The sequence below is a fragment of the Nostoc sp. genome (assembly GCF_036919495.1).
Lineage (GTDB): Bacteria > Cyanobacteriota > Cyanobacteriia > Cyanobacteriales > Nostocaceae > Nostoc.
This window is the reverse complement of record NZ_JBALBZ010000061.1, coordinates 25,180-48,927: the sequence shown is the minus strand read 5'-3', so window position 1 is coordinate 48,927 and position 23,748 is coordinate 25,180. Positions and strand designations below refer to the sequence as shown.

Annotated in this window: 19 protein-coding genes and 1 pseudogene; 12 read left to right on the top strand and 8 right to left on the bottom strand. The window is 42.4% G+C overall.

Annotated features, from left to right (window positions below; translation table 11 throughout):
- Window positions 1–38: 38 nt before the first annotated feature.
- Window positions 39–296, bottom strand: a complete 258-nt coding sequence (locus tag V7K25_RS07915; RefSeq protein ID WP_335156693.1) for a cytotoxic translational repressor of toxin-antitoxin stability system — start codon at window positions 294–296, stop codon at window positions 39–41.
- Window positions 297–363: 67 nt separating this feature from the next.
- Window positions 364–561, bottom strand: coding sequence for a hypothetical protein (locus V7K25_RS07910; protein ID WP_109011273.1), 198 nt, complete (start codon window positions 559–561; stop codon window positions 364–366).
- A gap of 175 nt (window positions 562–736) precedes the next feature.
- On the opposite strand from V7K25_RS07910, the gene V7K25_RS07905 reads away from it, so the two are divergent.
- From V7K25_RS07905 to V7K25_RS07895, 3 genes and pseudogenes are all read left to right on the top strand, one after another.
- Window positions 737–1,870: a branched-chain amino acid ABC transporter permease gene (locus V7K25_RS07905; RefSeq protein WP_335156692.1), complete on the top strand. Its 1,134-nt coding sequence runs from the start codon at window positions 737–739 to the stop codon at window positions 1,868–1,870.
- The gene (locus V7K25_RS07900) at window positions 1,860–2,642 is read left to right on the top strand and encodes an ABC transporter ATP-binding protein (protein ID WP_335156691.1); all 783 of its coding nucleotides are present in this window, start codon (window positions 1,860–1,862) and stop codon (window positions 2,640–2,642) included. The genes V7K25_RS07905 and V7K25_RS07900 overlap by 11 nt, the downstream gene beginning before the upstream one ends.
- Window positions 2,643–2,709: 67 nt before the next feature.
- A pseudogene (locus tag V7K25_RS07895) lies at window positions 2,710–3,072 on the top strand (Uma2 family endonuclease); the annotation flags it as partial.
- 85 nt (window positions 3,073–3,157) lie between these two features.
- On the opposite strand, the gene V7K25_RS07890 reads toward V7K25_RS07895, so the two are convergent.
- Window positions 3,158–3,748: a Uma2 family endonuclease gene (locus V7K25_RS07890; protein WP_335156688.1), complete on the bottom strand. Its 591-nt coding sequence runs from the start codon at window positions 3,746–3,748 to the stop codon at window positions 3,158–3,160.
- Between the two features lie 92 nt (window positions 3,749–3,840).
- Here V7K25_RS07890 and V7K25_RS07885 point away from each other — a divergent pair, with 92 nt between their 5' ends.
- The 4 genes from V7K25_RS07885 (at window position 3,841) to V7K25_RS07870 (ending at window position 8,505) form a co-directional block, all read left to right on the top strand.
- Window positions 3,841–3,975 carry a hypothetical protein gene (locus tag V7K25_RS07885; RefSeq protein ID WP_335156686.1) on the top strand — a complete coding sequence of 45 codons (135 nt, stop codon included), beginning with the start codon at window positions 3,841–3,843 and terminating at the stop codon, window positions 3,973–3,975.
- Between the two features lie 992 nt (window positions 3,976–4,967).
- On the top strand, window positions 4,968–6,020 hold the full coding sequence (locus V7K25_RS07880) for a permease (protein ID WP_335156732.1): 1,053 nt from the start codon (window positions 4,968–4,970) through the stop codon (window positions 6,018–6,020).
- 159 nt (window positions 6,021–6,179) lie between these two features.
- Window positions 6,180–6,953 carry a TIGR03943 family putative permease subunit gene (locus V7K25_RS07875; protein WP_335156684.1) on the top strand — a complete coding sequence of 258 codons (774 nt, stop codon included), beginning with the start codon at window positions 6,180–6,182 and terminating at the stop codon, window positions 6,951–6,953.
- 52 nt (window positions 6,954–7,005) lie between these two features.
- On the top strand, window positions 7,006–8,505 hold the full coding sequence (locus V7K25_RS07870) for an Ig-like domain-containing protein (RefSeq protein ID WP_335156682.1): 1,500 nt from the start codon (window positions 7,006–7,008) through the stop codon (window positions 8,503–8,505).
- 76 nt (window positions 8,506–8,581) lie between these two features.
- On the opposite strand, the gene V7K25_RS07865 is transcribed toward V7K25_RS07870, so the two are convergent.
- Window positions 8,582–9,640: a threonine aldolase family protein gene (locus tag V7K25_RS07865; protein WP_335156680.1), complete on the bottom strand. Its 1,059-nt coding sequence runs from the start codon at window positions 9,638–9,640 to the stop codon at window positions 8,582–8,584.
- A gap of 173 nt (window positions 9,641–9,813) precedes the next feature.
- Window positions 9,814–10,581, bottom strand: coding sequence for a cupin domain-containing protein (locus V7K25_RS07860; RefSeq protein WP_335156678.1), 768 nt, complete (start codon window positions 10,579–10,581; stop codon window positions 9,814–9,816).
- A gap of 1,141 nt (window positions 10,582–11,722) precedes the next feature.
- Here V7K25_RS07860 and V7K25_RS07855 point away from each other — a divergent pair.
- Complete coding sequence (locus V7K25_RS07855) at window positions 11,723–13,276, top strand: hypothetical protein (protein ID WP_335156676.1); 1,554 nt, start codon at window positions 11,723–11,725, stop codon at window positions 13,274–13,276.
- Window positions 13,277–13,318: 42 nt separating this feature from the next.
- On the opposite strand, the gene V7K25_RS07850 is transcribed toward V7K25_RS07855, so the two are convergent.
- Window positions 13,319–15,484 (bottom strand): NAD(P)/FAD-dependent oxidoreductase, encoded by a 2,166-nt coding sequence (locus V7K25_RS07850; RefSeq protein WP_335156674.1) that lies wholly within the window; start codon window positions 15,482–15,484, stop codon window positions 13,319–13,321.
- Window positions 15,485–15,644: 160 nt separating this feature from the next.
- Here V7K25_RS07850 and V7K25_RS07845 point away from each other — a divergent pair, with 160 nt between their 5' ends.
- Window positions 15,645–15,878: a hypothetical protein gene (locus V7K25_RS07845; protein WP_229553634.1), complete on the top strand. Its 234-nt coding sequence runs from the start codon at window positions 15,645–15,647 to the stop codon at window positions 15,876–15,878.
- A 514-nt stretch (window positions 15,879–16,392) separates the two neighbouring features.
- On the opposite strand, the gene hemB is transcribed toward V7K25_RS07845, so the two are convergent.
- The gene (gene hemB / locus V7K25_RS07840) at window positions 16,393–17,373 is read right to left on the bottom strand and encodes a porphobilinogen synthase (RefSeq protein ID WP_109011263.1); all 981 of its coding nucleotides are present in this window, start codon (window positions 17,371–17,373) and stop codon (window positions 16,393–16,395) included.
- A 399-nt stretch (window positions 17,374–17,772) separates the two neighbouring features.
- Window positions 17,773–18,132, bottom strand: coding sequence for a DUF4870 domain-containing protein (locus V7K25_RS07835; protein WP_335156672.1), 360 nt, complete (start codon window positions 18,130–18,132; stop codon window positions 17,773–17,775).
- A 124-nt stretch (window positions 18,133–18,256) separates the two neighbouring features.
- Between V7K25_RS07835 and prfC the strand changes: the two genes are divergently transcribed.
- The 3 genes from prfC to V7K25_RS07820 all read left to right on the top strand — a co-directional run bounded on the left by prfC (window position 18,257) and on the right by V7K25_RS07820 (window position 23,425).
- Entirely contained in the window at window positions 18,257–19,885 is a 1,629-nt protein-coding gene (prfC, locus tag V7K25_RS07830; RefSeq protein WP_335156671.1) for a peptide chain release factor 3, read from the top strand.
- Between the two features lie 108 nt (window positions 19,886–19,993).
- A complete protein-coding gene (locus tag V7K25_RS07825) occupies window positions 19,994–22,276 on the top strand; it encodes a M48 family metalloprotease (RefSeq protein ID WP_335156669.1) in 2,283 nt (760 codons plus the stop codon).
- A gap of 642 nt (window positions 22,277–22,918) precedes the next feature.
- Window positions 22,919–23,425, top strand: a complete 507-nt coding sequence (locus tag V7K25_RS07820) for an RNA recognition motif domain-containing protein (protein ID WP_335156667.1) — start codon at window positions 22,919–22,921, stop codon at window positions 23,423–23,425.
- The last annotated feature ends 323 nt before the right edge of the window (window positions 23,426–23,748 follow it).

Sequence of the window (23,748 nt, the reverse complement as noted above, 5' to 3'; positions counted from 1 at the left end):
ACAGTTTACAGTTTTAAGTGTTCTCTTGAATCTTCACTTTAAACATCTGGCATAGGGATGACACGCAAAAATTTCACAATTTCACCCCTGATTTCTATCCCAATAAGATAATTGTCTAGGGTGAAGCGGTGAAAAATGCCTTCACCATCAAGCTGTCGCAGTTCTGTTAAATCGCTCAACTGCCACTTTTGGGCTAACTCAATAAAAACAAAATCATACACCCGCTCGTAGGCGGCAGGTTCTAAATTCTTCAGGTCTAGCAAAAAAGACCTTGCATAGCGCATTTCCAGAGTCACTAGGCGTTACCTTAACCAAAACTTGAGGGGGCCACCAAAGGAGTGCTGAGTTGAAAGCGCTGCTGAATCAGAAAAACATCAACAGTCTTACCGCTTCTTCATGGGTTAAGATATCCCACGGTTGCTGCGATCGCTTGACTTGTTGTATTGCTTTAAGCATATAAAAGTCACAATGTAAAGCTTCGAGAACGTCCCAAATGTTTTGCAAATCCTCATCGGCTAACTGCTCGATTAAGTGATGCATTCTCAGTCGCAGCAAATTCATACGTCACTACTCCCTATCGCCAAACACCAACAATAAATAGTATTCCCATAAAATTAGCTACGCTCAAGCTACGCTAAAATTTATTCGCTTAGTGAGTAGGGAGTAGGGGGATAAGCAAAAATAACCAACCATCCCCCATTCCCCATTCTCCATTCCCCACTCCCCATTGCAAAACATGGTTGACTATCTCATTTTCTTAGCAATTTCTACAGCACTTTTTGCTTTATTCGCACTAGGGCTTAATTTACAGTGGGGCTTTACGGGGTTAATTAACTTTGGTCATATTGCTTTTATGACCCTTGGAGCATATACAACTGTATTGTTAAGTTTAAAGGGCTTACCCCTACCAATCTCGGCACTAGCTGGGGCAATTGTCGCTGCCTTGTTGGGTTTGATAATTGGTTTTGTAACTCTACGCTTACGGGAAGATTATCTAGGAATTGTCACTATTGGTACGGGCGAATTAATTCGTTTGGTGGTAAATAACCAGGAATTACCTGTGGGTGACACCTGGACTTCTGGGGCGTTTGGTGTGCAAAGTTATCCTATACCCCTATCCACAGAGCCGAATTTGTTTGTCAGATTAGTGATGATTGGGCTTTTGACACTGCTGGCTGCTATAACTTTCTTTACTTTGTGGCGATGGATTCGCACCACCCAAATATCTCGGACTACTGATTTAGGCAAAAGGACAACTAGCAAACAAGAATTTGTATCACGTTTGGGTGTGGGAATTGTTTTAGCAGTTTTGGCCGCAGCGATTTATATTTCTGGGGCGATTGGATTGTATAATTACAACCCCAAAGCAGGTTTAATGCTGGTGTTGCTGTTGGTTTTAGCGTTTGTATACTGGCGCTTAGAAATTTTGGTGCGATCGCCTTGGGGTAGAATTCTCAAAGCCATCCGAGAAGATGAAGAAATTCCCAAAGCGTTGGGAAAAAATGTTTTTTGGTATAAATTACAATCTCTCATGTTAGGGGGTGCGATCGCAGGTATCGCTGGTGCTTTCTTCGCTTGGCAACTTAGCGCCATTTACCCTGATAATTTCCAACCGCAGATCACCTTTGACACTTGGATTATGGTGATTTTAGGTGGTTCTGGGAATAATGTTGGCACAATCTTAGGTGCGGTAATTTTCTTTGCTTACGATGCACTGACGCGAGAAGTCTTACCCAGAATCGTCCCCCTTGATGAAGCCCGTTTGGGTGCATTTCGGATCATGATAATTGGACTAATTTTGATGATACTGATGATTTGGCGACCTCAAGGTATTCTAGGCAAAAAGGAGGAACTTACTCTTGGTAAATAACCAGTCATCGCCACTTCCCCTTTTGGTAGCTACTGGACTTTCTAAAAGCTTTGGTGGTATCAAAGCAGTTAATGAGGCGAAAATCGAAGTTGCTAAAGGTAGCATTACGGGCTTGATTGGCCCCAACGGTGCTGGTAAAACAACTTTATTTAACTTACTCTCAAACTTCATTCGCCCAGATAAGGGACGAGTGATTTTTGACGGCGAACCGATTCACAACTTGCAACCATATCAAATCGCCCAACAAGGAGTAATCCGCACTTTTCAGGTTGCACGGACTCTCTCGCGGTTGTCGGTGTTAGAAAATATGCTGCTGGCGGCGCAAAAACAAACTGGTGAAAATTTTTGGCAGGTGCAGTTACAACCGCACGTTGTAGCTAAGGAAGAAAAGGAACTACAAGAGCGGGCAATGTTCCTGTTAGAATCGGTGGGTTTGGCAAAAAAAGCACACGATTATGCTGGTGGCTTGTCTGGTGGACAACGCAAGCTATTGGAAATGGGACGGGCGCTGATGACGAACCCCAAGTTAATTTTGTTGGATGAACCTGCTGCTGGTGTGAATCCGAGGTTGATTGATGATATTTGCGATCGCATTATCACTTGGAACCGCCAAGATGGAATGACTTTCTTGATTATTGAACACAATATGGATGTAATTATGTCCTTGTGCGATCGTGTTTGGGTACTTGCCGAAGGACAGAATTTGGCTGATGGTACACCCGCAGAAATTCAAACTAATCCCAAAGTTCTAGAAGCTTATTTAGGAAAATAGGGTGCGATTGGCTTTATGTTCCAAAGCTCTCCCACACAGGGAGAAAGGCTTTTATTCTTGCTTTGATTTGCTGCCAGATACAAACCTTAAAGCACCCGATGTTTCCTTTGTTCGCGCTTCCCGACTTCTCCAAAGTAACGAGGACTTTGGAGAACTTGTCCCTGACTTGGTGGTAGAAATTAAATCTCAGAGCGATAAAATTAAACTTATAGTAGCCAAAATTTTGAAATTTATAGAACTAGGAGCGGTTGTCGGAATTGTGATTGATCCTGATGAAGAGACAGTTACAATTTATCGCTCTACAGGCGAACCGACAGTTTTAGAAAATGGCGATACTTTAACCATACCAGAGCTTTTTCCCGGTTGGGAATTGCCCATTACTGAATTGTGGCCTCCTATCTTTACCGAGGAAGAAACACAAATTTTGTGAAGAACTTTGGTAGCTAATCGCTAAACAATTTTAAGTTAATTTTATTGGATGAACCAGCATCTGGAGTGAATCGGAGGTTTATTTCTTAATCCTCGTTATTTTCTGCAAAATTGACTTGCTCATAAAGGTCGTGCAATTCAATTTGAAAATCAACTGTTTGCAGTGATAAAATTGCAGATTCATTCTCAAGTTCAGTAAAGGACCATTGACTTTCCGCAGTTTTTACATACTGCATTACATGATACTGATATTGGTCAATTAAAATATATTCCTTGAATTCTGGAATAGAGCGATAATAAAGAAACTTATCGCCTTGGTCATAATTTTTAGTAGATTTAGATAAAACTTCAGCAATTAACATCGGGTTCATAACCGTTGTTGTGCTGGTTCCTGTATAAATAGGTTGTCCCTCAATCACCATCACATCGGGATAGGTATGCTGCCGATAACGGGGTATCCATAAACGCACATCACCAATATAAACATCATAGTTTTTGCCTCTCAAACCAAACTTCAAATAAGCATAAAAGTTGCCTGCAATTTTATTATGATTTGTAGTGCCACCTGTCATCGGTACAATTTCTCCATCACGGTATTCGCTTTTATATTCTGCTTTTTCTTCAATTTCTAAATACTCTTCAGGTGTGTAATATAATTTTTGTGTTTCTAATTGCATAAAAAGACAACCTATAATTGTGCGGTTATTGTGCGGCTAAAGCAGTAAGAATTAATTGTACTTCTGCTAAAACTGCTCCTCGAAAGATCAAGTTGCGACTTCATGACGAATATACGGCACTTGTTGAACGTCCTCACCAACAACAAACTCCAGAGTTTGAGCAAAACTACGCACGTCAAGCCAATGTTGAAGGTACTATTTTTCAAGGTGTATGTAGGTTTGGCTGATTACAAAGGCGATATTTGGGACTAGCAAAAACACATTTACAGCATATTGCTACTGCTTGTGCTATTAATTTAACGCGGTTTTTTGCCTGACCAAACAAGGATATACTTGCCTCACTCAGATTTTGATGCTCTTTCCAAGGGTTAGCGATCAGAGAGGCAGAGGAGCGGGGGGAGAAATCAGTTTAAAATTCAAAATGACGCTCTCTACGAGACGCTGCGCTAAGAAAATTCAAAATTAAAGAATTTCTGCCTCCTCTTTACCCAATGCCTAATAGAACTCTTGGAGAGGCTGCGCCAACGACTTACCTCGGCTTTGCTCGGCATGATTCGCTCACTATAAGTGCCCAATGCAATAGAGTTTCAGAGCTAATAAATTTATTTATCGGGTTCTCCTTCTCCTTCTTTCCTCTTCTTTGACTCGCTATCGCTCGACTTTTCACCTCATCTAGAAATTTAGGCGATCGCTAACGCCAAAAGATTCTCCCAATCAAATACCTGTGTTTGCTAAACTTTAATCTTGCATTTTTAGAGTTTTTATAGTAAAAAATCAACCAGAGCTTAGATTACATTTTGCCAGAACTAGCCAAAATCAATGATGGTAGCAACCAAGAGCGATGTCTACGACGGGCTACGCCTACCCCAAATTGTAAATCCTTGATGAAAATACAGCCGAGCTAATATCTTCTCTAGCAAATTACTGTAAGTATAAACATAAGTAATTTCAAATCATCTATGCAGCTACTTGCCATCTAGATAGGAACAATTTCTGAACTTAGACAATCTTAGAAATGGTTATCGTCAGTAAATGCGCTCAGGTAAATATCACTATCTTGGCTGAAGCAAAGGTTTACAGCGCTTAAACGCTACTTGAAACGTAGGATAACTTGCTACTTAAATAATGTTTAATTTTCCCGAACTGCTTTTGATCCCCATTTCGATAGAATGACTAGGCAGAACCCTAAAACTAAAAACCGCTTTTGACTGCGACGCCCATGAATCAACTGAACAATGGTTTTACTATATTTCTAAGTCTGCTAGTCGAGGCGATGCCTTTTTTGCTTCTTGGGGTTTTATTCTCCAGTTTGCTGCTGTTTTTTGTTGATGAGCGCAAATTAGTAGAAAAAATGCCCAAAAATCCATTGCTGGGTGCTTTAGTTGGCAGCATGATCGGCTTTTTATTTCCGGTGTGTGAGTGTGGGAATGTACCAGTAGCGCGGCGGTTCCTAATTCAGGGAGTACCCATGCCAGTAGCAATTGGCTTTTTGCTAGCAGCACCAACAATTAACCCAATTGTAATTTGGGCAACTTGGACAGCATTTCGAGATCAGCCAGAAATAGTGGTCTTACGAGTCGTATTTTCTCTTGCAATTGCCACAATTATCGGGTTTGTTTTTAGTTTTCAAAAGGACTTAAATCCCATAGTCCAACCTGCGATCGCTCGGTATATGAAGTTTAATCCACCCGCACAGCCAGAAACCAAGCGCCGTGGTAAACGTTCGCAAGTACAACAGGAAGCAACAGTACCGAATCTGTTACAATCCGGTACTTATATCTTAGGAGGAAAAGCAGGTATACCTCTGCGAATAGATGCGAATTTAGTACCACCTACCTTAATCACTACCTCCGATAAACCGCTTGCAGCTAAACTGCGCCTAGTTGTGGATAATAGCGTCCAAGAATTACGAGAATTAGGCGGAGTGATGATTGTAGGAAGTGCGATCGCGGCTGCTATTCAAGTGCTAGCTCCCCGTGAATTAATTCTCAGTTTGGGTGCTGGCCCCATTACTTCAATTGTGGTCATGCTGATATTAGCAGTAGTGGTGTCAATTTGTTCTACAGTCGATTCTTTCTTTGCACTATCTTTTGCCTCAACCTTTAGCAGTGGTTCATTGTTGGCATTTCTGGTGTTTGGCCCAATGATTGACATCAAAAGTGTTGGTTTGATGTTATCTATTTTTAAACCCAAAACTATCTTTTACTTATTTGCTTTAGCAGCACAGTTGACATTTGTATTCACCCTGTTTCTGAATTTACACGTCTTTTAAAAAACTATTTGTTATTTGTCATTTGTCCTTTGTCGTTTGTTAAGAACCAATACTCGACTCCTTTCGATTTCTCTACGAGACGCTACGCGAACGCTCAAGGCAAGTCGCTCAGTACAAGTGACCAATGACCAATGACCAATGACCAACGACTAATGACTAATGGCTAACAAAAATTCCAAATCTAAAATTCCTAATCTGTTATTCCCTTGGCTGGATGCTCTAGCAATTACAGCTTGGGGAATTTTGATGTTGAGATATTGGCTAACTAACAAGCTGAACCTGTTAATTCACCCAAATTACATTTGGTTGGCGGTCGTGACTGGTATCAGCTTCATCATTATTGGTTTATTTAAAATGCAGGAACTTTCGCAACAACGTCGCCGTGATGTTACGTCAAATACCCAGCATATTAGTTTATTTCCCCCTGGTTGGGGCAGTACTTTGTTATTAACTACAGCAATTATAGGTTTTATCATTACACCGCAAGTTTTTGCTAGTGACAAAGCACTCCAAAGGGGTGTGACGGCTGATTTATTGGGAAGTACACGCGTCAAACCCCAAGCCTTTCGAGCTACTGTTCTTCCAGAGGAGCGATCGCTTGTAGACTGGGTACGCACTGTCAATGTCTATCCAGAGCCAGATACATATACCGGACAAAAAGTCAAGGTGCAGGGATTTGTCATCCACCCGCCAGATATCGGAAAAGAATATTTGTTCTTAGCGCGATTTGTTTTAACTTGCTGTGCAGCAGATGCTTACCCTGTAGGATTACCCGTCAAACTTCCAAACAATCAAGAAGCTTATTCGCCTGATGCCTGGCTGGAAGTAGAAGGACAAATGGTAACAGAAAATTTGGCAGGTAAACGCCAACTCACTATTGCCGCTACCTCTCTCAAAAAGATTCCTCAACCCCAAAATCCTTATAGTTATTAGTTATTTGTTGATGACAAATAACTAATAACTAATGATAAATGACAAATCACAAATGACGAACTCTAAAGCATTTATTCAACCACTAGATCGGATAGCGATCGCACTAATGCTACTGCTGAGTGTGCTGATTGGGTTAATTATATTGCAAGGTGATGTGGTGACTGCTCGTGTCCGGGAATTTACCTGGCAAAATCAACAAATTGGAGCAGAAGATAATTCTTTCACCCTCACCTTCAGCCGCCCAATGGAAGTAAAAAGCGTAGAAGATAACTTGAAAATCGAGCCACCCCTAGCAGGTAAATTCAGTTGGGCTGGGCGGCGGATGGTTTATACGCTGTTGACACCAGCACCTTATGGCACAAATTATAAAGTGCAGTTACAAGGAGCCAAAGATAAGTTTGCCCAGCAAGAAGGTAAAAATCGGGTGATACAGCCCTTTGTTGGTAGCTTTCGTACACGCGATCGCGTCATCCTTTACATAGGAACTGATAAAGAAGAACAGGGACGATTAGTTCTTTACAACTTAACCCAAGAGCAAAAAAGGCTACTTACCCCTCAAGACCTGATAGTAATTGACTTTGAGTCCTTTCCTGATGGTGGGAAAATTTTATTTTCGGCTCGCGCGGCTAAAAACCAAGACTTACTTTCAGCCCAACTGTACACAGTGACAACAGGCGTTCCTGGTAAATCTGGGCAAGAAGTAGAACCAGCAAGCAAAGTTGACTTAGTTTTAGATAGTAAAAATTATCAAAACCTGAAATTTGACTTATCACCTGATGGGCAAACTATTGTGATTCAACGGGGCAATAAAAGTAATCCCGGCGACTTTGGACTATGGTTTATGCCAGCAACCAGTAACGGTTCAGCAGAAAAACCCACCCCTAAACGTCTGCAAAGCCAACCTGGGGGAGACTTTATGATCACACCAGATAGTCAAGCCGTAGCAGTTGCCCAAGGACAGGGAGCAGCTATCTTACCACTGCAAGGTGATGCCAGGAAACCCCTAGATTTTCTGCCGCAGTTTGGTTTAGTACAGGCTTTCTCTAAAGATGGCTCTCAAGCAGCAATGGTAAAGTTTAATACAGATTACACGCGAGATTTGTTTTTAGTGACAAACCAAGGCGTACAGAAACAACTATTAAAAACAACAGGCTCAATTCTCAGCTGCCAATTTGATATTGCCTCACCCACCCTCTATTGTTTGCTGACACAGCTAGTATCCAAAGAACAATACATAGAACAGCCTTATGTCGTGGCAATTGATCTGAAAACTGGGCAACAGAAACCACTGCTAGTACTGCCTCCCGCTCAACGAAATGTGCAAATGAGTTTATCATCTGATGGTTTGGGCTTGTTATTTGATCAAGTAGTACCGCAAGCAAACCCACCAGCATCATTACCTACAAACACTTTGAAAACTGATGATGGAGATGTTATTGCTACTAGTAGTCTGTGGTTAATGCCTCTGTTACCCATCGCTGATGCTGCGACTGTTGAAATTAGACCAGAACAACTCCCCTTAGCCGGATTTCATCCCCGGTGGCTACCTTGAAATAGAGGCAACGAGAAGGGAGCAGGGAGCAAGAGAGTATAAAACAGAATGGTTAAGAATTTTGAGTAGGGGAATGCTACTCCATTATCTTGTGCGACGATAATTTCGCAATTTTGGAAATAGCATCAACTGCCAAATCGAGATCAGCCCGCGAAACATCTAAATGAGTGACTGCTCGAATAGAATGACCAACGGCTCCCATTTTTACATCATGCTCCTGTAACAGAGTGAGAAACATCGCTTTGTCGAGTCCTAATCTTGAAACATCAAAGAAAACAATGTTTGTCTCAGGTTTTGAATCTCGAACTGTAATTCCTTCAATTTCACTCAGTCGTTGAGCCAGATAAGTTGCGTTGTCGTGGTCTTCTTGTAGACGTTCAACATGATGGTCAAGGGCATAAAGACAACCTGCTGCGACAATGCCAGCTTGACGCATTGCGCCACCAAAAATGTGTTTATATCGACGTGCTTCAGCAATGAATTCCCGTGTACCTGCAAGAACAGCACCGATTGGTGCGCCTAGTCCTTTAGTAAAGTCAATCCAGACAGAATCAACACAGGCAGCAAAATCCTTGGCTGGAGTTTGAGATGCAACAACTGCATTTAAAAGTCGTGCCCCGTCCATGTGGGTAGCTAAACCTTTTTGACGGGAGAACTCGCAAACCTCACGTAGTTCATTAAGCCGCCAAACCGAACCCCCTCCAAAATTGTGGGTTTGCTCTACACACAATAAGCGGGGAATTGCAGAGTAAAGATAAGGAGCAATTGCGACTCTTTCAAGTGATTGAGCCAGAGCATTGACTGTAAAAATTCCTCGATCGCTGGCGATCGGTTCCATCAGCACACCAGAAGTCATCGCTGCACCCCCCGATTCAGCTCGAATAATGTGTGCCATCTGTTCTACTAGCACCACATCAGCAGGGCGAGTATGGGTCTTGATTGCCACAAAGTTGCAAATGGTTCCACAAGCAAAGAAAAGAGCGGCTTCTTTGCCTAGTAAATCTGCAACCCTTTCTAGTAGTTGGTTAACGGTCGGATCTTCTCCTTTTTGCTCATCTCCAACTTCAGCAGTGGCGATCGCCTGTCGCATTGCCTGTGTCGGCTTTGTTTCAGTATCGCTTGTTAGCAAAATCATTAGCACTCCTAGAGCAGATATATAGTAATTTACAGTTGCATAAATCAGAGATACTCATTTAGTCAAGTTGGCTTCATCATAAAAGTTGTGTTCCACTGATGTGAAAACTGCTATTGATAACACAATATTGCCTTTACAATACTCAAATGAAAAGGCAAACCTGATGAGCATGGTTATTTGGTTCTAATCGCATCCAGAACTTTGGCTGACTTTTCTCCAACAAAAGTATTATTCAGCATCGTATGGGAATCATCAGTGGGGCCTACATCAGAATCTGGATGATAGATAATAATTCTTAAGGAATCATCAATTGCACTGAAGCTATGTAACTTGTTTTCTGGAAGACAGAAAACCGTTCCCGGCTCCATTTTGAAGGTTCCTTCGTCTACCTGACAAGTTCCACCACCCGCAGCGACAAGCCCAATCCGCAATGAGGGATGGGTATGGGGAGTTTGCGATACACCTGGAGGAACGTAGAGGAAATTTAAGCAGGGTTCTCCACGTCTTAAAGGATTAATCAGAACCGTTGAAGAGCAGCCATCAATATAATTCAATCGCCCTAATGGTTCAATAGGCCCCCCAATTGTGAAAAGTCCAGTGTAGTTGAGTCGTGTTGCGACTAACACTTTTCCTATACCATCTAAAGAAAAGTTCCCTGGAACTGCGGCAAAGCAGTTTTTTCGCAATAAGAACTCTCCGTTAGTGCTATTGAGGGTAACTTGACCCTCTGAAACAAATAGAAAGTGCGTGTCTTTTTCACTCTCATTAACTTTGATAGAATTCATAACCCAAAAAGCACTCGATGGATGACCCGCCATTGTGTAGTCAAGTTTTGTCGCCTCTAGGAATCGCTGACAGTAAAACTTTTGGTAGTCCCCCATAGGAATGCTAAATAGTTCGGACTCAAGAGAAATATTTTGTGCTTGTTTTTGTAATGGCATTTTGTTTACGTGCTGCATAATTTATATGTGTTATTTCTGTTGTATTACCTAGTGGATAACTCGGTTATTCCAATTATTATTTAATAGATGAATTAAAAACTGTATCCGCGATATTACTTAAGTATTTTATGTATTTAGTTATTTAGTATACTATGTATTTTTGAATTCACAAGTAGCTAAGTATACTTTACACAATTTTCTTGTAGTCATTAAATAAACTTGACACATTGAAGGCAGGTTATTAGCGAAAGCTCTCCCCAACTAAGCTTGAAATTGCTTATTAGGACTGTATTTACTTAGAAAAAACCCCGGTTCAAGTTGAGATTATTCTTTAAAAAAATTTTATTATTTTACTTAAGTAAATTGCTACCTATTTACTATACATGTCTACGTATTTATCCGTAATTGTCATGGTTGCCTAATATTTCAGGTCTAGCAGAAGCTCTTGTTTGTTTGCTGACATGAAATAGCGATCGCCCAAAATAACAGAATAGTACTTAAGTACTTTACATATTGACCATCATCTGGGTGGTAATCTTTTTAAGCTAAAATTCATACTCTGCCAAGTTCCCAGGCTATGCCTTCCGTAAAACTAGGAGGCTCTACTTTCTACAAGAGCATTACAAGGCTCTGCCTGTAACTAGAGGTAACTCGCAGTTAGTTGTCTCTGTCAATGCGTAAGTCTTACAGAATGATTATTGAATAGTAGATACTTGTACTGACATCTATCCTAAGTAATAAAAAACTCAGCCTAAAAATGTATTGAGGAATACATTTTTCTTTTATATATTAAGTTGGATGCGATTATAGACAATAATTTATGTGGTGAGGCAGTTTTTTCATGTAGAAAACTTCATCAGCCAAGACAGTTCAGTTTTTAAACATTGGGTTTCTCTTCTCTGCCGCCTATCTCCAAAGGCGGCCCAAATTCCCCTTCCGTCTCTTCTTGACGGGCGAGAGCATCATAGTGTTATAACGGCATCAGTCTAGATACAAAATAGGGAACACCAATTGATGATTAATTGCTGGCGCTTGGAGAGAGTTAAACTTAGCTTCTAGAGCAAACCCTGATTAGACACAGTTAATAAGCAATGCGAATGCCAGCACTGCTGAATATTTTTAAGCAGGTGAGTCAAGAGTGATGAATGAAGCTAACACCTCAAACAAGGGGGTTGTGATGGAATCCCTAAATTCTGCTAATTCGCCACAATCGGAGCAGGCGAGTTGTCCGTTTTACTCAGTTGTGCCTAATGACAATATGACAGTCAGCAAACTGCCACTCCTCATGCCAGCTGAAGATACACAATTTTCAAAAGATACCACCCAGCAAGACTGGGTTGCAGAGCCTGAAAGCGGCAAACAAGCACTTATTGACTCAGAATTTCAGAACCTGCTGGCATTGAACGAAGAATTGCGTGCAGCTAACAATAACTTGTATGAACAAGTGGAGCAGCTAAAAGATAACCTAGCTGAGTCAGAAAAGGTTTTACAGTGGCAGAAAACTCGTTCTAGCGTTAGTGAGTCGATGCTCAATCAACACGCTCAAGAACTGGCTGCGGCTCAAGAACAAATAAAATCCCTATTTCAAAAATTAGAAACTGCTGTACAAACTGTTCAACACCAGGAAATTCTCACTGAAAGTTATAAAGCACAGCTACAAATCAGCCAACAACGCCTTGCCCAGTTAGAGCGAGAATGTACGTTGTTACACACCAACAGCAGCGAACAGTCTCAGCAGTTATTGCAATCAGAAACTGTTTGTCGGGAGTTACGTACTAGACTGATGCGACAACAACGCCAGACGCTGCAATTTAAAGCAGCTTTGGAAAAATGTTTAGATACATCGGTTCCTAACTATGACTCCCTAGAAGATACTGCAAAACATCCCAAAGATATAACTAGTAAGCAAGGAAGATTCTCTAGAAAAGCTCGATCTTTGTTTCCTAACGCCCAGCCAATTCAACCTTGGTCAGCAGAACCAGAATCCCTGACTGATGATCTAGATAATTCTTGGGGCGAACCGTCAGCACCAATCCCATTCCAAAGAAATGAACCGACTCCGACGCCATCATCTTCTTGGAACTGGTCAGTTAAGGAAAATCCTTCAACACCAGCAGAATCGAGTTATTCTCCAAAAATTGATGATCCCACAGAAACACCGGAAGCTGTTTCAACTTCAGGGTCATCAAATTTAGATCAGCAATTAGATAGTCTCATCCAAATGTTTTTCACCTCCCAGCCAGCATCTGGATCACCACCACCTGCGGCAAAAACGAATATGGATAGTAATCAGGGTGATGCACCTATTTGGGAGACTTTAGCAACAATCTTAGAAGACGATCAGGAATTAGAAAATCCACAGGAGGAGCAGTTGGCAGCAGAAACTAATTCTCCTACAACTACCTCCACTTCTTGGACAATAGATTCTGTAGTCTCACCAGCCAATGACTTACCAGTTTCTTCTACTTCACCTCACACTGAGACGCCGCCTGAAGGAACTGAAGATTATTGGTCAGAAGTTTCACAATTGACACAGTTGGAATTATCGGCAACTGATTTGTCTCCAGAGTCATTAGGTGATAACACTAATGATACAAGTTCACCTTCACCAGTGGTTTATCCTCAGCGTCCACCCAAGGGGCGTAAATCATTAGCATCTGTGGAACTGCCAAATTTTCGCCCCAAGAGTCAATAGTTAGTTGTCATTAGTCATTTGTCTAATACTAATGACTAATGACTAATTAAGAATCCTTGCTTCTGACTTTGGAATTATGGCTTCTGGGTTGGCTTTTTCTACTTGAGCGCGCGATCGCGGTTTGCCTGTGGCGATCGCATAATTAATCGCTAGCAGCCACAACCATAAACTCGGATTCCGAGGTTCTAGCCACAAACCTACTCGGTTCAAGAAGCGCCCGAACCACGGACTCAGCAAAGCACCAACTAGGGCATGACGACCGAAGTTGAAATAACTACCAAGCCATCGTCCTAAATCTCTGGGGCCAGCAAGTTCCCAAATCCATAAAAGTAAGGCAGGATTTCTTCTAGCTGCTTTAAGTGCTAGCCGATTAAAGGTTAACCAATCACACCTATCTTTAATGAAGTTATCTGCTACTTCTTGGGGTTCGTCTGCTAACAGTCCAAAGAAGGTGTTGAGCATGGAGTTAATCCGTTGGGGTGGTAAAAATTTCCCTGTGGGTACCATCATGCCTTTGGAAAATAGCCAAGTCACGGAAACGTTGCTTTGGTAAGCACGAATTTGGTTCAAGTGGCGGAAACTCAACAAGTCATGTTTGAGAGCAGTATCTAACAGGGTTGTTAAACGCTCTAAGTTGCGAACTAGCGAACCAAAACCGGTGAAGACGAGGGGAGACTGAAGTGATGCTGCATCACCGATCGCAATCAATCGATCAAAGGCAACTGTGCGATCGCTACTTCCCACACTAAAATGTCCCGGTATATATCCAAATGTCGGTTTCTTCCACACCAATTTGTCCATATCGCACCTGCGATACTCTGGCAAAATCGTGAAAAAGTCCTCGTACATCTCTAGCAAGGAACCGGGATTTTCAGCATTGACCTCATGATAATGAAATAAATAAATCGTCAGTTCATCATCTGCCCCAGGAAACAGTTCCCAAATCAGCTGTCTTCCCCGCGAGATATCGCCATGACTGTAAAGAACGTCCCCATATTGGGAATCCCATACTTCCGGCTCAAATCCGCTCTCAATTGCCGCTCCCACTGTCGGACATACGCTATCAAAAGCACGACCACCATTTAATTGCCAAGCGATGGGCGATGCAGTTCCCATTGCATCAATTAACAGTCGTCCACTTACTTGCTTCTCAACTTGACTGGGTAAGTGCTTGACTTTCAGAAGTACTTGTGATATATCAATATCTGCACGGATAAACTCTGTTTCATCCCAGATTTCACCGCCTGCCGCTTGCAGTTTTTGCCCACACATTTGGAGCCATTTTTCGGAATCTAAGCCTAAATTTAGGACTGTGGGTGTGTGGAGGACAGGCGATCGCAATTTGGATGGATTATTAGCATCAAAAAACTTATTGAATCCGTCTTTGTATTCCCTGGCAATGATGGTTTCTAACTCAGCGGGGGTGAGTAAACCCAGGTTAACTAAGCTTTGAATCTCATCGCGGGAAATATTCCATTCTCGGTTCATCCGCCCAAAGGGCATTCGTTCCACCAGCAGGACTTTATAGCCGAGTTTTGCCATCAGTGCTGCATGAATTGCGCCTAGTGCGCCACCGATGTAGATGATGTCATAGGTCGGAGATAAGGGGGAAGAGGCAAGGGGGCAGGGTGCAGGGTGCAGAGGAGAGAAATTTTCCCCCTGCTCCCTGCTTCCTGCTCCCCTATCCCCTTGACTGGAAAATACTACCTGACGAGGCTGCTGCGGATTCCGTACCCCTTCGCGCCATCGTTGTTCCCACCAATAGGCACGCGTTAGATCGTATTCACCGTTAGGCATTTTCTGAAAATACTTGACGGTAAGGGGGTAAGCAGAGCCTAGTGCTGCAAATATTGATTGCTTAGATAAATCAATTGCCGGCGGTTCTGGGTAATGATGCGGAAAACGGCTTCTGATTTCTTTGGTTAGGCGTTGCAAAATCTGCCCCTCTTTGGGAAAGGGTTGTTCTGCCCAACGAAACACTTTCAGATAAGTAGTTCGTTGTACCGACCAGACAAATACCGAAAGTTCCGCAGGCAAGTTTTCGGAAATAGTCCCGGTAGCAGTTGTAGTTGCAGTGGGGATTTTGAGGCGAAAGCCTTCCGAGGTAAGCACTTTTTCTCCATTTCCGGGTTCAAACTCTGTTTGTAACCAGCTACGCACAGTTGCTATATCCGAAGTTGGAACTTCTAAATAAAGAATTTCTCTCATCGTTTCCTGACATCTCCGATCAATCTACTCACCAAGACAGATTTTATGAAGGCACAAAGTAAGGTAAACTCCGCCCTATTACTTTCGTAAAGATTCAGTGAAGAAATTTTAAGAATTTGTCAAATTTATTGTTCATTTTGTATTTCTGTAAACCCACGCCATGAATTATCCCATTCCAGACAGTCCCCAGGAAATTGTTGCCTTACGACAACAGCCGATTGATGAAGAACTAGTTGCCAGTGCGATCGCTGGAGTAATTAAAATTGTCCGCGCTCAGGGTCAATCTTTGGAAGAATTAACCGCTCAGTTGCTAGCAGATGATCCACTGCTGGATCAGCAACAACGTCGCTGGTTGAGCCAATTAGTTGCCCAATGTTGGGAAAATTTCTCCTAAAACCTTGCATAAGATGAAGTTTTTGTCGCAGCATTAGATTTTTAGTTCTGCACCTAAATATTGGCGATGCCTGCGGCGGGCTGCGCCTACGCATTTTAGGTATAGGAGTAACATGAAGTCAGGGATTAGTTATCTTTGCTGTAATTAGGTATCAAAAGTAAATAGTAAATGTGTTCTCTGCAAGATATTGAAAGATAGTTTTAGCTAAGAAGAAATTGAAATTTGCGGTTTTTCTAAAAGTTGATATACACACAAGTCATTGAATTAGCCAAAAATCTTGAATAACCTCACCCTGTCTTAAGAGCATGTTGGATATGAATAAGAACCTGCTATCCGCAAGTATAAGCGGATAGTAGGTCATGGGTGACGGTTGTTAAGATATTGAGCGATCGCTTTCTTACGGTTTGAGCGTTTCCATAAATCCATTGGTACATCTTGCAGCAGATGTTCAGGGTGTCCACCCCGCCTTTCAACCAAAGTTTTACTCGCTTGTAAGATTAGCCAGCCTTTGCCCCTACTTTAACCATCGTGCCGCATCTTTGGCATGGTAAGTCAAAATCAAATCTGCCCCAGCTCGTTTAAACCCAGTTAAAGTTTCCATAACCACGCGCTCCTCATCAATCCAACCATTGAGAGCCGCAGCTTTTACCATCGCATACTCACCAGAAACATTGTAAGCCGCAACTGGTAAGTTACTCGCTTCTTTCACCCGCCAGATAATGTCCATGTATGCCAAGGCTGGCTTAACCATGAGCATATCCGCACCTTCAGCGATATCCAGTTCAATTTCTTTAATCGCTTCGCGGGCGTTACCTGGATCCATTTGGTAAGTTCTTCTGTCCCCAAATTGCGGTGTCGAGTCTGCTGCATCCCGAAATGGGCCATAATAACCCGAAGCATACTTAGCAGCATAAGACAAAATCGGCGTATCTTGAAATCCGGCTTCATCCAAACCCTGACGAATTGCCTGGACAAAGCCATCCATCATTCCAGAAGGTGCGATGATATCAGCACCAGCTTTTGCTTGCGAAACTGCTGTTTTTTTCAACAATTCCAGAGTTGGATCATTTAAAACTCGTCCTGTTAAATCACCAGTTTGTAAATAACCACAATGACCGTGACTGGTATACTCACATAAACAAGTATCAGCAATTACAATCAAATCTGGAACTGCTGCTTTTACCGCAGTCGCAGCTTTTTGGACGATACCGCAATCATGCCAAGCACCAGTGGCATCCACATCTTTATCAGCCGGAATACCAAATAAAATAATAGAAGGAATTCCTAAGTCGTAAACTTCTTTTGCCTCTTCGACAATTTTATCTACCGAAAGTTGGTAGACTCCGGGCATCGATTTTACTTCGTTAGCGATTCCCTCACCCGGTACAGCAAATAGTGGGTAAATTAAATCGCTTGTTGTCAAAACAGTTTCACGAACCATCCGGCGCAGTTGAGGATGAGTACGCAGACGACGGGGGCGATGTGTAGGAAACATAAAATTTTATGAAGAAAAACAACGCAAATGGACACAAAATAAAGCGTCACAAAAGCAGGCTAAAATTTTCCTGCCGTCAGACAGACTACAAACAGTGCTTAACTGTCCTTTGCCCTACTCTTAATCAAGTTGTGGGGCAATTTTGTATTCTACAGCCTGGTTGCATCTATCCGACGGACTGGAAAAAAAACAACATAGTAAGCAATTCAAAATTCAAAATGATAAGACTGTTTGTTGGCAAAATTGTGGCGAATTGAGGGTGGAAATTTAAACGCATAGGCGCTTCTCTACGAGACGCTACGCGAATGCCTTCCCGCAGGGTAGTGGCGCAGAGGTAAACGTAAATAACTGACAATTACCAATGCCCAATGCCCAATGCCCAATGCCCAATAATCTGTGTTAAAAAACTCGGAAAATATAGGGATAACGAAAGGGTATATCAGGATTGCTAAAAACTTTGATGAGTGCCCAAATTGTTAATCCCCAGTGCAATATATATCCTAGACCGGCTAATGGCCCTAACAATAATAGAGGTAACACTAACCAACCGAATAGAAAAAACAGCGCTCCTAGAATTCCTCCATAAAGCCAGACGTTGAAGTGGAAATTAATGGATTCTTTGGCGTTTTCTTTAACAACAGGATCATCAGATACAAAGAAAATGGCGATAGGTATACCTACAGATACCACCGTTGTGCTGAAAAAAATGGCTCCATGCGACAAGGCGGATAGAAGCTTTCGCTTGTCTGTGTCGTACATTGCTTTCTCCTATTTAGTCAGATTGTTGGTTATATTACGACCCTATCACGAGCATCGTTGTCTTAAGATTAAAAGACTTACCAGAGTCAAAAAAAATTAAGCAAGCTAACAAACAAATACAATTATGTCTACTGAACTTCAGTCTGAACTTATTCAAGCAGTTGAACTTCGCCGCAACTTTGCAATTATTTCTCACCCTGATGCAGGTAAAACTACACTAACAGAAAAACTCCTCCTATACGGAGGTGCAATTCATGAAGCTGGGGCGGTTAAGGCGCGAAGGGCACAGCGTAAGGCTACCTCTGACTGGATGGCGATGGAACAACAACGGGGTATTTCTATTACTTCCACTGTGTTGCAATTTGAATACCGGGACTGTCAGATAAATTTATTAGACACGCCGGGACACCAAGACTTCAGTGAAGATACTTATCGCACCCTTGCGGCCGCCGATAATGCAGTGATGTTGATTGATGCGGCAAAAGGTCTGGAACCCCAAACCCGCAAATTATTTGAAGTGTGTAAGTTGCGCGGTATCCCGATTTTTACGTTTATCAACAAGCTCGATCGCCCAGGAAGAGAACCTCTGGAACTTTTGGATGAAATTGAGCAAGAATTGGGATTGCAAACCTATGCGGTCAACTGGCCAATTGGTATGGGCGATCGCTTTAAAGGTATTTTTGATCGGCATAAGCAACAAATTCACCTGTTTGAACGCAGCGCCCACGGCAGCCGAGAAGCCCGTGATACGATAGTCGAATTAACTGATCCGAGAATAGAAGATCAGCTAGAACAAAGCTTATACTACCAACTAAAAAATGATTTAGAACTGTTAGATGGCGTTGGGCCAGAGTTAGATTTGCAACTGGTACACGAAGGCAAAATGACGCCTGTGTTCTTTGGTAGCGCCATGACCAACTTTGGGGTAGAGTTATTCCTCAAGTACTTCCTCGACTATGCCCTCAAACCCGGTTCTCACTACAGTAGTGTTGGCGAAGTTCCTCCTACATACCCAGAATTTTCGGGGTTTGTCTTCAAACTGCAAGCGAACATGGATCCGAAACATCGCGATCGCGTCGCATTTATCCGGGTTTGCACTGGTAAGTTTGAAAAAGATATGATGGTGAATCACGCCCGCATTGGTAAACTGATCCGTCTTTCTCGCCCACAAAAACTCTTTGCTCAAGAGCGAGAATCGATTGATGTGGCTTATCCTGGCGATGTGATCGGTTTGAACAATCCTGGTGTTTTTGCGATCGGGGATACAATTTACACGGGGCAAAAGCTCGAATATGAGGGGATTCCGTATTTCTCGCCGGAACTGTTCGCATCTCTGAGGAATCCCAACCCCTCGAAGTCTAAACAATTCCAAAAAGGCGTTGCGGAATTGCGAGAAGAAGGTGCTGTGCAAATTATGTATTCAACTGATGAAGCCAAGCGCGATCCAATTTTGGCGGCGGTGGGTCAGTTGCAATTCGAGGTGGTACAATTTCGCTTACAAAACGAGTATGGTGTAGAAACCATATTAGATTTATTGCCCTACAGTGTCGCCCGTTGGGTTGAGGGTGGTTGGGAAGCATTAGAAAAAGTGGGACGAATATTCAATACCACTACAGTTAAAGATAGTATGGGACGACCAGTGTTGCTATTCCGTAACGAATGGAATTGTCAACAATTACTGGGCGACCATCCAGAGTTAAAATTAAGCGCGATCGCTCCAGTTTTTTCTAGTCAACAACCAGTGGAGAAATAATTCACTTGACAAGCAAAACTTGAGCGCGGTTGATTTCCACGGCATCCGAGGTTCGCGCTTTTGCACAAACGTGGATCACTTAGAAGAGATTGGAGTGCCAGAATTTGTATGCCTTCACATGCCAAACCGTCTTTGGAGGCTGGTTTAGTTGCCCTCAAGCAGGGAAATTACCAAACAGCGATCGCTCAACTAGAACCTATTGCTAGCAGCCAAAGTAATGGTACTGCTAGCTTACAAGCCCAGGTTGGTTTAGTGATGGCTTATGCACGGATTGGAGAAGCCTCCAAAGCGATCGCTATTTCTCAGAATCTCATTGAGAGTAACAATCCGCAAGTTCAAGAGTGGGCAACACGCGCACTCGAACACCTGACAAAACGTCAAAAACGCGATCGAGAATCAAAAAATGTCGAAACTGGATTTGTTACTTTTGATAATTCAACGCCAGATTCAACGCCAGATTCAACCCCAGTTACTCCCCCGGAAACTCCGACATTAGAGGAACCAAAAGATCAAGTAATAGAAACTAAGAGCAATGAAACCCCGCCGATGGTGCCACTAGCTAAACTCAAAGCTACAGTAGCGACACCATTGCCAGCAGCAGGCTCTGTGCCCTTAAGCGGCTTCATGGGTTCTGTTACCCGCACCCAAGCTAAATTATTTGGCGTTATTTATTGGCGACAAGCACAACGCGCCAGAGCATGGCAACCCCTACGCAAACCGAAATTAATCCCTTTACGATTGCTAACAGCAGGAACATTTATAGCCCTGTTTTGGGTGATGCGGGAAATGCTCAAGTTAGCAATGGGATTCATCAACCAGACTTTAGTTAAACTACCTTATCTGGAGCCGTTGCAGCTTTTATACAGCAACCCTACTAAATTGTTGCTAATAGTATTGGTGATTTTGCTCGGAGTATCACCTTGGTTGCTGGATCTGCTACTGGCGAACTTGTATGGTCAGCGAGAATTTCCCAAAGATATATTGAATGCCCATAGCCGCGAAGCTGTTCGGGTGCTACAACGTTGTTGCCAACAGAGGCACTGGCCGTTACCCAAACTGCGGATTTTACCAATGGCTGCACCAATTATCCTGACTTATGGTAGTTTACCACGTAATGCCAGGATTGTTGTAAGTCAGGGGCTATTAGAGCAACTAGCTGATGATGAAATCGCCATTATTTATGCCACACAGCTAGGGCATATTGCTCACTGGGATTTTGCTGTGATGTCTTTGTTGCTGCTGGTGACACTACCAATTCATCAGTTATATCAGCAAGTGTCGAACTGGGGAGATAAGATATCAGGGAAAATTTGGCGTTGGCCGGTGACAATTCTGGCTAGTATCGTTTATGGAGTTTGGTGTTTGCTGACTGGGACTGCATTGTGGTTGTCGCGGTTGCGGCTTTATTATAGCGATCGCGTCGCCTCTGAAATTACTGGTAATCCCAATGCCCTGATTCGCGCTTTACTCAAAATCGCCATTGGCATTGCAGCTGATATCCAAAAAGAGGAAGAAACCAGTTGGCAACTAGAAAGCTTAAATCTCTTGACACCAGTCAGCCACCAACAGAGCCTTTCTTTGGGCACTATTGCCAGTAATTTATCTTTTGAATCCTTTTTGAAGTGGGATACTGCCAATCCCTATCGTCGATGGTTTACAATTAATAATAGTCATCCCCTGATGGGCGATCGCATCGAACGCCTCTGCCAAATAGCCCGTCACTGGCATCTAGACACCGAACTACATTTTGATAGCGTTCCATCAAAAGTTAAGCGTCAGTCTTTCTTATTACAAATCGCCCCCTGGTTGGGAATTCCTCTAGGGGTTCTGTTTGCAGGTTTCTTTTGGCTAACCTGGCAATTAGTATTCGCACTCAAGTTGTTTTTAAATTTAAAGTGGGGATACGATGCTTCGTCTTTAATTACAGGCTCCCTTCTGATTGGCTTTAGCATCGGTACACTGATAAGGATTAATTCTTTCTTCCCCGATATTAAGCCTGCCACTGTGCAAACTGACGATTATCTACCCAACCTGTTAGCTGACCCTTCTGCCTTACCAATTGATAGTATCAGCGTGTGTCTTGTAGGTAAATTATTAGGTCGTCAAGGCACTAGCAACTCCCTAGCGCAAGATTTAATCCTTCAATCGAGCGCAGGTTTAGTGAAATTACACCATGTTTCTTGGTTAGGACAGCCAGTTAATCACCAGGATCTAATTGGTAGACAAATTATCGTCACAGGTTGGTTCCGCCGAGGAGCAACACCTTGGATCGATATCCAAACCCTGGAAACTCAAAGTGGCAAAACCATTCATAGCCCTCATCCCATTTGGTCTACTTTTTTAGCAGTTGCAGCACAGGCTTGGGGCGCATACATTTTTCTCACTAGTTAGTCATTAGTCATTTGTCATTAGCAAAGGACAAAGAACAAAGGATAAATTGGAATGTGAACAAAAGTTGCAGGTTTTCTTTCAAAATGTTACATTTATTTACACAAACAATAGCAGGTGACATAACTCAGCACTACAGCTCAGTTGTGAATTCAGATGCTTTTCCCCTCGCTCCATACCTTTTATCCTCCCAACACAGCAGGAGATTAACCAGCCACTGGCTGGTTTTTGTTTCAAAATATGCTCCCTTGAATAAAAAAATGTGTTTTATGTTACGATGCAGTAATACTAATTTCGGAAATGTATGCGCTAAACTAGCTACGTAGAAAATACCGTGGTAATTTAAGGAATGGTATTTGATTCTGCGAAAAAAGGCATGAAAGAAAGCGTGTACTTTAGCAGGCAATAGGCTATTAAATTTACAATTCTTAGAATTAAGGTGTTATTAGCTCACGATAGTGTGGGCCTTTAGATTAAACAAGCTTGATCCCGACGAAAAACTGTATTGTTGTATAGGTTGACAGTTTCAAGCAAAAAAATTGGTTGATGGTAGTCTTGCTCAATAGCATCTATTTAATTAAAAGCCAAAGCCAAGTGATTGTTTTCTTGCCTTGCCATGTTCATTTAACTCTGGAGGTATAGTTCATGTCCATTCGCCTATATATAGGTAATTTGCCTAAAGAAGAAATAGATCGTCAGGATCTGCAAGCAGTTTTTGCAGCAGAAGGTGATGCTGTAACTACTAAATTAATTAAAGACCGTAAAACTGGCAAATGCCGTGGTTTCGGTTTTCTTACAGTTAATAATGACGAGCAAGCTGACGAAATTATTGAAAAATATAATGGTCAGATGTTCAAAGACACTCCGATTAAGCTAGAGAAAGCATTACCTCGGACAAAAGGTGATGAGGGCGAGGAGCAAGCTCCAAAACCAGTTACTGCTGCTAGTAGTACCCCCACTCCTATCCCTAATAGAGAAGGTAGCCGCCGCGAGAAAAGCTCTAAGAAGCCTCGTCGTGGCGGCAGTGGCGGCGGAGGTTCTCGTGAAAACAACACCGCAACCACCGATTCAGACGCTATTCGTCCAGATCCTCGTTGGGCTTCGGAATTAGAAAAGCTGAAGCAGATGCTAGCTGCACAAACTACGAATTAATCCTTAAGGGAGAGAAATTAAAAATTAAAAATCAGAATTTTTTTGATTTTTAATTTTTAATTATTGATTATTCTCTAGCTGCTTAGTTAAAAGCTAATTGCAGCTAATTTTGTAAGTGCGTAGGCGCAGCCCAACCTAGGCATACCATAGTAAAATCAAGCTATACATAAATTTCACCCATTCCATATACTTACGTAATAGCAGTAAGCCTATAGTGATACAACAGTAACTTCCATAGAGTTACTATTAGAACTTGTTTATAAAAAAATTAAGTTTTTGTGATTAGGCGCATTGAAAAACCTGACTGAAAATGAATGCGGTGC